General features: G+C 70.8%; 9 protein-coding genes. 1 reads left to right on the top strand and 8 read right to left on the bottom strand.

The window, feature by feature from the left end; translation table 11 throughout:
* Positions 1–166: 166 nt before the first annotated feature.
* Both CCE02nite_RS05350 and CCE02nite_RS05345 read right to left on the bottom strand, forming a co-directional pair.
* On the bottom strand, positions 167–1,939 hold the full coding sequence (locus tag CCE02nite_RS05350; RefSeq protein WP_141388642.1) for a BCCT family transporter: 1,773 nt from the start codon (positions 1,937–1,939) through the stop codon (positions 167–169).
* A 115-nt stretch (positions 1,940–2,054) separates the two neighbouring features.
* A complete protein-coding gene (locus tag CCE02nite_RS05345) occupies positions 2,055–3,884 on the bottom strand; it encodes an ABC transporter ATP-binding protein (protein WP_255318651.1) in 1,830 nt (609 codons plus the stop codon).
* A gap of 65 nt (positions 3,885–3,949) precedes the next feature.
* Here CCE02nite_RS05345 and CCE02nite_RS05340 point away from each other — a divergent pair, with 65 nt between their 5' ends.
* Positions 3,950–4,528, top strand: a complete 579-nt coding sequence (locus CCE02nite_RS05340; protein ID WP_141388641.1) for a PH domain-containing protein — start codon at positions 3,950–3,952, stop codon at positions 4,526–4,528.
* A 71-nt stretch (positions 4,529–4,599) separates the two neighbouring features.
* On the opposite strand, the gene CCE02nite_RS05335 is transcribed toward CCE02nite_RS05340, so the two are convergent.
* From CCE02nite_RS05335 to CCE02nite_RS05310, 6 genes are all read right to left on the bottom strand, one after another.
* On the bottom strand, positions 4,600–5,637 hold the full coding sequence (locus tag CCE02nite_RS05335) for an ABC transporter permease (RefSeq protein WP_141388640.1): 1,038 nt from the start codon (positions 5,635–5,637) through the stop codon (positions 4,600–4,602).
* Positions 5,634–7,163: an ABC transporter permease gene (locus CCE02nite_RS05330; RefSeq protein ID WP_141388639.1), complete on the bottom strand. Its 1,530-nt coding sequence runs from the start codon at positions 7,161–7,163 to the stop codon at positions 5,634–5,636. The genes CCE02nite_RS05335 and CCE02nite_RS05330 overlap by 4 nt, the downstream gene beginning before the upstream one ends.
* Positions 7,164–7,412: 249 nt before the next feature.
* Positions 7,413–9,269 carry an ABC transporter family substrate-binding protein gene (locus CCE02nite_RS05325; protein WP_255318650.1) on the bottom strand — a complete coding sequence of 619 codons (1,857 nt, stop codon included), beginning with the start codon at positions 9,267–9,269 and terminating at the stop codon, positions 7,413–7,415.
* A 324-nt stretch (positions 9,270–9,593) separates the two neighbouring features.
* Entirely contained in the window at positions 9,594–10,679 is a 1,086-nt protein-coding gene (gene ychF / locus CCE02nite_RS05320) for a redox-regulated ATPase YchF (RefSeq protein WP_141388638.1), read from the bottom strand.
* 51 nt (positions 10,680–10,730) lie between these two features.
* Entirely contained in the window at positions 10,731–12,317 is a 1,587-nt protein-coding gene (locus CCE02nite_RS05315) for a hypothetical protein (protein ID WP_141388637.1), read from the bottom strand.
* Complete coding sequence (locus tag CCE02nite_RS05310) at positions 12,299–13,183, bottom strand: ABC transporter ATP-binding protein (protein ID WP_141388636.1); 885 nt, start codon at positions 13,181–13,183, stop codon at positions 12,299–12,301. Before CCE02nite_RS05310 ends, CCE02nite_RS05315 begins: the two co-directional genes overlap by 19 nt.
* Positions 13,184–13,255 lie beyond the last annotated feature (72 nt).

Below are 13,255 nucleotides of genomic sequence, written 5' to 3'. Positions count from 1 at the left end.
GCGCACGGCGCGGGAGCAGCCCGCCGCGGCATCACGGAGCACGGGCCGTCACCCGGGCACGGCTATCCTACCGGGTCGCGCTTCCCGCCACCATGACCCGCGTCACTCCCCCGCATCGCGCGCCGTGCCGGATCACGTGCCGGCCTCCGTCGCGGCGCCGACGACGTCACGGCGACGAGCCCTTGCGCGGGCGCCGGGTCAGCGCACGCCACCGGTCCGGGCGGTCCGGATAGAGCTCCTCCCACTGCTCCGAGATGCTCTCCGACACGCGCGTCGTCACGTGCTCCGTCAGGGCCGTGCGCGCCGCCCGGCGCTCGGCACGCAGGATCGCGGCGTGCTCCGCACGCAGGGCGCGGACGGTGGAGACAGCCATCCCGATCATGACGACGGAGAACGGCAGCGCGATGAGGATCGCCGCGGTCTGGAGCGCCTGGAGCCCCCCGGCGAGCAGGAGCGCGATCGCGAGCAGCCCCGAGACGCCCGCCCAGAAGACGCGGCTCCACGTCGGTGGGTTCGGGTTGCCGCCGCTCGCGAGCATGTCCACGACGAGCGACCCCGAGTCCGAGGACGTCACGAAGAACACGACGATCAGCAGGATGCCGACGACGGAGAGGACGTTGCCGAGCGGCAGGCCGTCGAAGAGCTGGAACAACGTGGTGTCCGTGTCGACCTCGCCGTCGACGAGCATGCTCCCCGGCTCGATGAGCTCGCGGTAGAGGGCCGACCCGCCGAAGACCGAGAACCACAGGGTCGTGACGATCGTCGGGACGAGCAGCGTCCCGAGGACGAACTCGCGCACCGTGCGTCCGCGCGAGATCCGGGCGATGAAGACGCCCACGAACGGCGCCCAGGAGATCCACCAGCCCCAGTAGAAGATCGTCCACGACGACTGCCACTCGAGCCCGGCCTCGCCCTGGAACGCGGTCGTGTCGAACGACAGCCGGACGATGTTCTGGACGTAGTAGCCGAGCGACTGCACCCACTCGCGCAGGAGGAAGAGGGTCGGCCCCAGGGCCAGCACGAGGACCAGGACGACCCCGGCCAGGATCATGTTGCCGTTGGACAGCCACTTGATGCCCTTGCCGAGGCCCGAGACGACGGAGATCGTCGCGAGAGCGGTGATCGCGGCGATGAGGCCGATCTCCAGGGCCGTGCTCGGCTCGACGACGTCGAGGTAGCCGAGCCCGGCCGCGATCTGCAGCACGCCGAACCCGAGCGAGGTCGCGACGCCGAAGACCGTGCCGATGATCGCGACGACGTCGATCACGTCGCCCAGCCGTCCCTTGACCCGGTCGCCGAACAGCGGCTCGAGCGCCCAGCGGATCGACACCGGGCGGCCCTTGCGGTGGATCGCGTACGCGAGGGCGAGTCCCGCGACGACGTAGATGGCCCACGCATGGACGCCCCAGTGGAGGTAGCTCTGCCCCATGGCCGCCTGCGCGAGCGCGGGGTCGCTCCCCTCGACGCCCGGCTTGGGGTCGACGTAGTGGGAGAGCGGCTCCGCGACGCCCCAGTAGACGAGACCGATTCCCATCCCCGTCGCGAAGAGCATCGCGAACCAGACGGGCAGCCGGAACAACGGCTCGTCCTCGTCGCGGCCCAGGACGATGTCACCGAAGCGGCTCATGCCCATCCACAAGGAGAACACCACGAACCCGGCCACGACGATGACGTAGTACCAGCCGAAGACGCCGATGACGTCGCGCTGGAGCGTGTTCATGAGCGCCGTCACGGAGTCCGTGAAGAGGATGGTCGCGAGCACGAACAGCAGGATGATCCCGGCCGCCGGGTAGAAGACGCGAGGATCCGGTCGCCCGGTCCGAGGCGCGTCGGGATCGTGCGACGCCGCGACGGGCACGCCGCCCTCGACGTCGGCCCCGGCGGTCGCTGCCGGAACGTCGACGGGCTCAGGGGGCGTCTCGTGCTCCGGCGTGTTCATGGGCTCCAGGCTTGTCGCGCACGGGCCGCCCGGCAACCGGAACGCCTCGGGGGCGGCTGCGTGCGCAGCCGCCCCCGAGGCGTCGTCCGGTCCCGCGCGTCGGTGCGGGGTGCGGTCAGAACCCGGCGCCCGCGGTGGGCGGCGCGCTCCGCTCGTGGTCGATGTCGTCGCGCTGCTCCGCCAGCGAGCGCTCCTCGTCCACGAGCGACGACAGCTCGTCGTTCGCGATGTCGCGCGCCGCCGCCTCGAGGAGCGCGTCGCGCGCGGCCCGGCGCTCGCGCTGCGCCGCCGGGTCCGGCACCGGCACCGCGGCGAGGAGCCGCTGCGTGTACGGGTGCTTCGGTGCGTGCACGATCTGCGACGTCGCGCCCACCTCGACGAGCTTGCCCTTGTGCATCACGGCGATGCGGTCGGACAGCATCTCGACGACCGCGAGGTCGTGCGAGATGAAGAGGCACGCGAAACCGTGCTCGCGCTGCAGGTCCGTGAACAGGTCGAGGACCTTGGCCTGCACCGACACGTCGAGCGCCGACGTCGGCTCGTCCGCCACGAGCAGCTTGGGCTCGAGCGAGAGCGCACGGGCGATGCCGACGCGCTGGCGCTGACCGCCCGAGAGCTCGTGCGGGTAGCGGTTGCGCATCGCGCGCGGCAGCTCGACCTGGTCGAGCAGGCGCTCGACCTCACGGCTGAGCTCCTTGCCCTTCACGCCCTTGTGCAGCATGAGCGGCTCACCGATGGACTCGCCGATGGGCAGGCGCGGGTTGAGGGACGACCCCGGGTCCTGGAACACGATGCCGACCTCGGTGCGCAGCGGCTTGAGGTCCTTGGGCGTGGCGCCCACCATGTTCCTGCCGACGATCTCGAGCGAACCCCCGGTGACCGGCAGGAGGCCGACGGCCGCACGGCCGATCGTCGTCTTGCCCGATCCCGACTCGCCGACGAGCCCGAGGACCTCGCCCTGGCGGATCTGCATCGACACCTCGTCGACCGCGCGGAACGCGGCCTGCCGGCGCCGACCCGGGTACTCGATGATCATGTCCTGCGCGTCGAGCACGAGCGGGCGCTCCTGCGCCGCGCCCGCCGGGACGCGGTCGGTGACCGTGGTCGCCTCGCGCGAGGCGCCGAGGTGCGGCACCGCCTCGAGGAGACGGATCGTGTACGGGTGCTTCGGCGCGCCGAAGATCTCGGCCGACGTGCCGCGCTCGACGACCTGGCCGTCCTTCATGACCATGATCGAGTCGGCCATGTCCGCGACCACGCCCATGTCGTGCGTGATGAGGATGATCGCCGCGTCCACCCGGTAGCGCAGGTCGCGCAGGAGCTTGAGGATCTCGGCCTGGACCGTGACGTCGAGCGCCGTGGTCGGTTCGTCGGCGACGAGGAGCTTGGGGTCGCACGCGAGGGCCTGGGCGATCATGGCGCGCTGGCGCTGACCGCCGGAGAGCTGGTGCGGGTACGCGTCGAAGCGGCGCTCCGGCTCCGGGATCTCGACGAGCCGCAGGAGCTCGATCGCGCGCTTCTTCGCGTCGGCGGGGCCGACATTGAAGTGCGTCCGGATGGTCTCGACGATCTGGAAGCCCACCGTGTACACGGGGTTCAGCGCCGTCATCGGCTCCTGGAAGATCATGGAGATCTCCTTGCCGCGGACGTGCCGCAGCGAGCCGTGCGACATGCCGATGAGCTCGCGGTCGCCGAGCTTGGCGGAGCCGCGTGCGCGACCGTTCGGCGGGAGCAGGCCCAGCAGCGCCAGCGACGACTGGGACTTGCCCGAGCCGGACTCGCCGACGATCGCGAGGACCTCACCGGAGTGGAGGTCGTAGCTCACGTCCGTGGCCGCGGGGTACCAGGCCTTGTCGACGTAGAAGTCCACGCCGAGGTTGCGCACGGTCAGCACGGGGCTGCCCTGGCGCGCGGCCGGGGCCGCGGGAGACGTCTCGATGGCCACGCTGATCAGTGTCCTTCCTGCTGGAGCCGGCGCTCGTGGCGCCGCGACTCTGCGAGCATGGGCGCATGGGTCCCACGCTGGTCTTCCGTTCGACGTACGGCCGAGTCCTCACGCTGGCGACGGGCGCCGTCGCCGTCACCCTGGTCGTGGTCACGGCCGTGACGGGGGACGTCGTCGCGGTCGTGGGGGCTCTGCTCCCCGCCGCGCTGGTGACGTACCTCGTCTGGATGCTGTTCTGGCGTCCCGCCGTGGAGGTGTCCGACGGCGGGGTCGAGGTCCGCAACGTCACCCGCACGGTCCACGTGCCGTGGACCGCGTACGAGGGCGTCGAGACCCGGTACTCGCTCGAGGTGCGCTACGCGGGCGGCACGGTGACCGCCTGGGCGGCACCCCGGTCGAGCGGATCGGCGCGCTGGCTGCGCAGCTCCCGCAGGAACCCCGTGGACCGCGAGCGCGTGGTGACCGGCGCGAATGCCGAGGCCGTGGCCGAGGCCGTCACGCAGCGGCACGGGCTGCTCGCGGCGGCCGGTCACCTCGATCGCGCGGTGCCCGGCGCCCCCGGCGCCCGCACCACGTGGCACGTCGTGCAGCTCGCCGTGCTGGGCGCGCTCGCCGTCGCGACGGTCGTGGTGCTCACCGCCTGACCGCGGCCGCGGCGCGCCGCGCCGTCCGAGAGGTCGAAGACCTCCCGGACGGGCGGCGACGACGACGGTCATCAGCTCGCCCCGGCCTCACCGGTCGCGCCCGGCGTGGCGGTGGCCGTGGGACGCGCGACGCGCTGCGCGCGCGCCATCTTGCGCTCCGACGGGATCCGCTTCTGGCGCGGGTCGAACGCGTCGCGCAGACCGTCGCCGATGAAGTTGACGCACAGCGCGATCGCGACGATGAACAGACCCGGCCACCAGAACAGCCACGGACGCGTCGCGAACGCCTCCTGGTAGTCGCTGATGAGCTTGCCGAGCGAGGTCGCCGGCGCCTGGATGCCGACGCCGAGGTAGCTCAGCGCCGTCTCGAGCAGGATCGCCGAGCTCATGAGCAGCGTGACGTTGACGATGATCACGCCCACCGCGTTGGGCAGCATGTGCTTGAAGATGATCCGGCTGTCGCTCGCTCCGGCGACGCGGGCGGCGTCGACGAACTCCCGCTCGCGCAGCGAGAGGAACTCGCCGCGCACGAGGCGCGCGAGCGGCGGCCACAGGACGAGCCCGAGGAACGCGCCCAGGATGAGCGCGTTGCTGCCGCCCGACAGGAGCGCGAGCACCGCGCCGATGACGATGACCGGCATCGTGATGACGAGGTCCGTGAAGCGCATGAGCCACGAGTCGACCCGACCGCGGTAGTACCCGGACAGCGCCCCGAAGAGGACTCCGGCCACCGTCGCGATGACGCCGACGGACAGCACCACGAGGAGCGAGGTCTGCGTGCCCTGCATGACACGGGCGAACACGTCGCGGCCCGCCTCGTCCTGACCGAAGATGTGCTCGGGCGAGGGCGCGCCCCCGTTGACGAGCGGGTAGGTCGAGCCCTGCCCGGACGCCTTGTACGCGTACCACCCGTCCCACCCGCCGACCCCGATGGACGTGATCGCGAGCGCGACGATGCCGACGAGGAAGACGAGCGCGACGACCGCGCCCTTGTGGTGGAAGAAGCGCCGTCGGACGATCTGCCCCTGGGACAGTCCCTCGACCTCGAGGAGCTCGATCTGGTTCTCGGCCGCGCCGCTCTGCGACGCGTCGTTCGGTGTGTTGCTCATGCGTTCACCCGGATCCGCGGGTCGAGGGCTGCGTAGATGAGGTCAGCCACGATGTTGGCGATGATGGCGAGGGCCGCGACGATGACGAGGTAGGCCATGACGGGGTCGATCTCGCCTCGTTGCAGCGAGTTGAGGAAGAGCAGGCCCATGCCCGGTCGGGCGAAGACCTTCTCGGTGATGATCGCGCCGCCCAGGAGCGTGATGACGTCGATGGGGACGATCGTCGCGAGCGGGATCAGCGTGTTGCGGAAGCCGTGGCGCATGACGTCCGTCCGCTCCGGCAGGCCCTTGGCCCGTGCGGTACGGATGTAGTCCTGGCTCATCACCTCGAGCATGCTGGCGCGCGAGTAGCGCGTGTAGCCGGCGAACTGGATGAGCACGAGCGCGATGGTCGGCAGGAGCAGGTGCGTGTACTGGTCGAGGACCTGCACCCAGAAGTTCCCGCCGAGGTTCGGCGTGCTGTTGCCGATCGTCGGGATGGGCCGGCCGTTGATCGCCGTCGCGTTGAAGTACGCGGGCCAGACGCCCATCACCTTGTCGACGAAGATCATCGAGGCCACGAGGAACGCCGTGATCCCGGAGGCGCGCGCGGACACGCCCTTGTCGGGGCCGCCCCACGCGTACCCGATCCCGATGCCGACGCCGACGGCGACGACCCCGAGGACGAGCACGAGCCACCAGTTGTCCACCTGCTTGAGGACGGACTGGATGGGGAAGTAGATGACGACGCCGACCAGGACCGTGGTCAGGGACGCGTAGAGCGCACGGCGGTTCTTCAGCCCGGAGACCAGGGCGGTGATCGCGAACGCGAGGGCGGTGCCCGTGACGATGATGATGACCGGACCGAGGTTCGGCTCGGCCCACCACCCGGAGAGCTGGAGGTAGAGCAGCGCGAGCGCGCTGGCGGCGAAGCCCATCGCGAAGACGGCGAGCCGCCGCTTGAACGTCCCGCCGAAGGCGAGGGACCAGAACAGGCCGATCACGACGCCGACGATCGCGATCACGAGGATCGAGAGGTTCGGGTCCCGGAGGAAGTCGTTGAAGCCGATCGCGCCCCACTGCTTGAGCAGGACGGCGACCCAGAAGGCCGGGAGCGAGTAGAGCACGAACGAGACGAAGATCGTCAGGTAGTCGAACGTGCTGTACTGCCGCAGCGCGCTGACGATGCCGACCATGACGCCGAAGACGACGGCGAGGACGGTCGCCGCGGCGACGAGCTGGATGGTCGAGATCACTGCGCCCTGGAGCAGGGTCGTGACGGACTGGCCACTCTGCCAGGCCGTCCCGAGGTCACCGGTGACGAAGTCGCCGAGCCACTTGAAGTAGCGGATCACCGAGGGCGTGTCGAGGTCGAGCTCGGCGGTGCGCTGGGCGATGAGCTGCGCCTTGTTGGGCTTCGTGCTCGACTCGAGATCCATGAAGATGTACGGCCGGATCGCGGCGTCGACGAGCAGGAACATCGCGAACGTGGACACGAGGAGGGTCGCCAACCCTGCCAGCACACGCCGCGAGATGAAGGAGAACATCGGAGGTCTTACCTCGCTGGTCGGTAGGGACCCCGGGTCTGGGGCCGGTCGATTCTACGCGCGGGTCTCGCGCGATCGTGAACCGAGGGGCACGGGACGCCGTGGTGAGGACGTCGGGGTTCGGGAGCACGCGAGGACCGGGGGTCCCGACGGGCGGGCCGTCGGAGACCCCCGGTCTCCTGCGTCCGGACAGGCCCGCCGCCGTCCTCGCGGACGGCGACGGGCCTCGTCAGGCGGTGTTCAGGACTCTCAGCCCTCGAACGTCCAGTTCCAGAAACCGTGGAAGATCGTCGGGCTGATCGTGATCGACTCGACGCCCTTCAGGTTCTCGTCCCAGCCCTGGATGGCCGGGAACTGGAAGATCGTCACACCGAAGCCGTCCGCCCACAGGTTCTTCTCGACCTCGAGCTGGAGCTGGAACTGCTCCTCGGGGTCGGTCGAGACCTGGAGCTTGTCCAGCGCCGCGTCGACGGCCGGGTTGTTGTACTGGCCGTAGTTGTTGACACCGGGGTTCGGCGTCCAGCGGAAGTTCGCGTCCGACTCGGTGACCGCGGTCGACGTGGACTGCCAGCCGAAGAGCGAGGCGTCGTACTGGTCCTGGCCGGTGGCGAGCAGGGTGCCCCACTCAGCGGCCGGACGGCCCGTGTCGACGATCTCGAAGCCGGCCTGCGAGGCGGTGTCCGTGATGAGCGCGAGCTCGTTCACGCGACGCGTGTTCTCGTTGTTGTACGCGAAGCGCACCTTGACCGGCGTGGCGACCCCGGCGTCGGCGAGCAGCTGCTTCGCCTTCTCGATGTCACCCGCGGCCGGGTAGAAGTCCGAGCCGTTCTCCGCGACCATCTGGTCGTAGTTCGGCGAGCCCGGGATGAGGATGTTCGAGTTGCGCACCTCGGCGTCCGGGTTGAGCGGCTTGATGAGGTTGTCGACGATCGTCTGGCGCGGGATCGTCAGCAGGAACGCCTGGCGGACGGCCTTGGCCTTCTCCGCGTCGCCGCCGTAGGTCTGCGGGTCGAACGGACCCTTGTTCTGGAAGACCAGGTCGACGTGCTCGTACGTGCCCTCGATGCCCGAGTGGGTCTCGATGCCGTCGAGCGCCTCGAGCGCGGTACGGACGTCGGCCGAGGCCTGCGGGCCGATGAGGTCGACCTCACCGTTCTCGAGCGCCTGGACCTGGGCCATCGGGTCCTCGATGTAGCGGACCGTGATGGTGTCGACCGCGCCCTTGTTCTTGCCCTGGAAGTCAGGGTTCGCCTTCAGGGTGAGGTACTGGTTCTCCTTGTAGTCCTCGAGCGTGTAGGCACCGTTCGAGACGTACAGCGAGGGGTCCTCGGGGAGCGAGGTGAACTGGAAGCCCTCGTTCCAGAACTTCGAGATCTTCGACAGCGCGGCGGTGTCGTTGTTGAGGATCGCGTCGCGGACGGCGGCCTTGGCCTCCTCCGCGTCCTCGATGCCGAGCGCCTTCTGGCCGACCACGTGGGCGGGGACGAACTCGTTCGTCCAGCTCAGCTCCCAGTCACCGAACGGCTTGTCGTAGACGACCGTGACCGACTTGTTGTCCTCGGAGATCTCGGGGTTCTGCGAGATCAGGGCGATGCCCGGGTCCGACCCGTCGAAGTAGACACCGGCGTCCACCTCGGCCTGGTTCGTGACCTCGCCGGTCTCCGGGTCCGTCTCGGCCTCGACCGTGTTGAACTTGCCGGACTGGCCGGCCCAGTCGAGCAGCAGCTCCGTCGCGTCGACCGGCGTGCCGTCCGACCACTTGGTGTCGTCACCGAAAGTGTACTTGATGGTCAGCGGGTCGTCCGAGACCTTCTCGTACGTGCCGAACGACTCGTCCTGGACGAGGTTCAGGTCGGCGTCGTAGTAGCTGAAGCCAGAGTTCAGCACGTAGTTGATGATCGCGTTCTGCGTCGCGTTGCCGTTCGACGAGCTGAGGTTCAGCTCGTTGAGGGGGGCCTCCCACGCGACCGTGACGGCCGACTCGGTGTTGATGCCCGCGTCGTCGGTCTCGGTCTCGCCGTCACCCGACGTGCCGCTGCACGCGGAGAACAGCAGTGCCCCCGTGACCGTCACGGCGAGGGCGGCACTGGTGCGCCTGATCTTCAATGTTCCTCCTCCAAGGGATGGTGAGCGCGTACGAGGGAGCGTCGTTAGCCCCCCGGCCGCCCCGTCACCCGCGCGTCCGGATGGTGTCGGCGCGCGTGGACGGGTATGCCCACCACGGTTTGAGGCAACGCTACCCAGCAAGTTGCGTGGCTTCTCCCCCTTGCCCGGTTGCTGCGGTCGATCGTTACCGAGTTGATACTGGCCGGTACGGGTGCGTTTCCACCTCGCGACGGCAGCGAAACACGCGCGAAACGCCGCCGCCCCGACACGACGGCGCCCGCCGCATCTCACGATGCGGCGGGCGCCGTGGCCTGTGACCTGGACTCAGACGTTGAAGCGGAACTCCACGACGTCGCCGTCGGCCATGACGTAGTCCTTGCCCTCGACGCGCGCCTTGCCCGCGGCGCGGGCTGCCGCGACGGACCCCGTCGCGACGAGGTCCTCGAAGGAGACGACCTCGGCCTTGATGAAGCCGCGCTCGAAGTCGGTGTGGATGACCCCCGCGGCCTGCGGCGCGGTCCAGCCCTTGCGGATGGTCCAGGCGCGCGCCTCCTTGGGACCCGCGGTGAGGTAGGTCTGGAGCCCGAGCGTGTCGAACCCGACGCGCGCGAGCTGGTCCAGCCCGGCCTCGTCCTGCCCCGACTCGGCGAGCATCTCCTTCGCCTCGTCCGGCTCGAGCTCGACGAGCTCGGACTCGAACTTCGCGTCGAGGAAGATCGCCTGGGCCGGCGCGACGAGCGCGCGCAGGCGCTCCTGCAGGTCGTCGTCCACGAGGCCGGCGTCGTCGGTGTTGAACACGTAGATGAAGGGCTTGGCCGTGAGGAGCTGGAGGCTCGCGACGTCGGCGAGGTCGAGCCCGGCGGCGGCCGCGCCCTGGAAGAGGGTCGTTCCGGCCTCGAGGATCGCCTGCGCCTTCTGGGCGGCGTCGAGGAGGGCGGCGTCGCCCTTCTTGATCTTCACCTCCTTCTCGAGGCGAGGGACCGTCTTCTCGAGCGTCTGGAGGTCGGCGAGGATCAGCTCGGTGCTGATGGTCTCGATGTCGCCCTCGGCGTCCGTCGAACCCTCGACGCGGACGACGTCCGGGTCGGCGAACGCGCGGGTCACCTGGCAGATCGCGTCGGCCTCGCGGATGTTCGCGAGGAACTTGTTGCCGAGCCCCTCCCCCTCGCTGGCGCCCTTGACGATCCCGGCGATGTCGACGAACGACACGGTCGCGGGCAGGATGCGCTGGCTGCCGAAGATCTCGGCGAGCTTGTCGAGCCGCGGGTCGGGGAGCGAGACGACGCCGACGTTCGGGTCGATCGTCGCGAACGGGTAGTTCGCGGCGAGGACCTGGTTGCGCGTCAGGGCGTTGAACAGGGTGGACTTGCCGACGTTGGGCAGGCCGACGATGCCGATAGTGAGTGCCACGTCGCCCGAGTCTACGGGCCGGGCCCGCGGTGCGCGGACCCGGCCCGGAGCTCAGGCCGCGGACATCACCTTCTGGAGCAGCTCGGGCGCGCGCCGGTCGTACGCGCGGGCGCCCCAGCGGACGCCGAGGAGCAGGACGACGACTCCGACGGCGACCCCGACGACGAGCGTGACCCAGCCCACGACGGGCAGGTCGGCCAGGATCGCGACGAGACCCGGGACGAGGAACGGGAGCGACAGCGCGAGGACGAGCAGCATCGCGACCGACTGCGCGACGAGCGTCGCCATCGCGGCGCCCTGCGGCTGCTTGAAGGGGCTGTCGCCGGGCTTGGGCACCGGGTACAGCAACCGCGCCGACGTCGCGCTCGAGACGCCGGTCGCGACCAGGAGCGTGCCGACGGTCAGGCCGAGCAGCGCCGGCAGCGTGTCCCAGCGTCCCGCCACGGCGACCGAGACCACCGCGAACAGGAGCGACACCGCGCCCCCCGCGACGAGCACCGGGAGGGCGCGGCCCCACCGGTCCGCACGCCCGGAGACCCCCGTCGACACGTGCAGCGCGAACGCCGTGTGGTCGTACGCGATGTCGGCCGAGATCGAGAAGCCGAGGATCCATGCGGTGAACGGGGCGAGGGCGAGGAAGATCTCGGACCCTGACCCTCCGCCCACCACGAGCAGCACGACCGGGATGAGCGGGACGACGGCGATGGACCCCGAGTAGCGCGGGTCGCGGAGCCAGTAGGTCGCGGTGCGCGCCGCGACGGCCCCGGTCGGCGTCGCGGGGAACCGGGAGAAGAAGCCCAGCCCCTTGGCCCGGCCCCCGGAGCCCGCCGCGGGCGGCGTCACGAGCGCGCGGGCGAGCGCCTTGTCCCACACGACCCACGCCAGCGCGAGGGTGGCCAGCGCGACGACGAGCCGCGCGAGCGCGAGGCCCCACGCGCCGTCGTGCACCGCGGCGCCCAGGCCCCACGGGGCGCCGAACGGGGTCCAGGCCGCGATCTCGGCGAGTCGCGACACCATGCCCCGCACCGCGTCGCCGTCGACCGGGCCCCCGCCGAGCTGCGAGCCGACCCAGGCGAAGGCCGGGCCGACCATGACGAGCGGCACGAACGCGGCGATCGTCACGACCTCGCGGTAGCGGCGCGACTCGAGCAGCGGGGCGAGCGCGGTCGTCGTGGCTCGCGAGCCGACAACGCACAACGCCACCGCGAGCACCGCGCCGACGAGGGCGGCGAGCACCGCGAGAGGCGTGCGCCACCACGCGAACGAGACGCCGAGCGCGGCCAGCGCCGTGACGATCCCGGGGATCGACACGACGCCCGCGACGGCGAGCCCGGCGAGGAGCCGGCGCTGCGGGATGCCGAACAGGACGAAGCGCTGCGGGTCCAGGGTGGCGTCGACGCCGAACGCGAAGAGCGGGATCACCCACCACCCGAGGACGGCGAGCGCGCCGACGAGGATCATGATCGACCCCGCGAGCGCGGGGTCGTCCGTGCCGAGGACGACCATCCCGACGACGAGCATCCCGACGACGAAGAGCCCGTAGAGCGCCCCGACGAGGAACCCGATGGTCTGCCACACGCTCCGCCGGAACGTGTTGCCCATCAGGGTGAGCTTGAGCCTTACGAACTGCGCAACCACGCCAGGCCCTCCGTGCTCTGCCGACCGCCGACGAGGTCGACGAACCGGTCCTCCAGGCTCTGGTCGCCGCGCACCGCGTCGACCGTGCCCGCCGCGAGGACGTGCCCGCCCGCGACGACGGCGACGTGGTCGCACATGCGCTGCACCAGGTCCATGACGTGCGACGACACGACGACCGTCCCGCCGCTCGCCACGTAGCCCGCGAGGATGTCGCGGATGTTGGCGGCCGAGACCGGGTCGACGGCCTCGAACGGCTCGTCGAGGACGAGCGTGCGCGGCGCGTGGATCAGCGCGGTCGCGAGCGCGATCTTCTTGGTCATGCCCGCCGAGTAGTCCACGACGAACGTCGTGGCGTCCTTCGCGAGGTCGAGCGCCGCGAGCAGCTCGGCGGTGCGCTCGGCCACGGTGTCCCGGTCCATGCCGCGCAGCAGGCCCGCGTACGTGACGAGCTGGGCACCGGTGAGCCGGTCGAACAGCCGCACGCCGTCGGGCAGGACGCCGAGCTGCCGCTTCCCCGCGACGGGGTCGGCCCAGAGGTCGGTGCCGTGCACGTGCGCGGACCCCGCGTCGGGGCGCAGCAGCCCGGTCGCCATGGACAGGGTCGTCGTCTTGCCCGCGCCGTTGGGTCCGACGAGCCCGTAGAACGAGCCCGCCGGGACGTCCAGGTCGATGCCGGCGACGGCGATCTTCTCGCCGAACCGCTTCCACAGGCCGCGCAGCGAGAGCGCGGCGGCGGGGTCGGGCGGCGTCGGGAGGCCGGGCGGGGTGCCGGGGAGCGGCTCGGGTGCGGCGCCGTGCGCCAGGCCCGGCGCGGGGGCGGGCGCGCCGGCCGGCGCGACGGGTGGTACGGGGGTGGGATCGACCATGCGGCCAACGTAGCCGAGCCCTCCGACGTCGGCCGGTGCCTTTTGTCACGACCTGTCCGCCAGGGCGCGCGC

Source organism: Cellulosimicrobium cellulans, assembly GCF_006539945.1.
Lineage (GTDB): Bacteria > Actinomycetota > Actinomycetes > Actinomycetales > Cellulomonadaceae > Cellulosimicrobium > Cellulosimicrobium cellulans.
The sequence above is the reverse complement of the archived record's forward strand: the minus strand, read 5'-3'. Positions and strand labels throughout refer to the sequence as shown.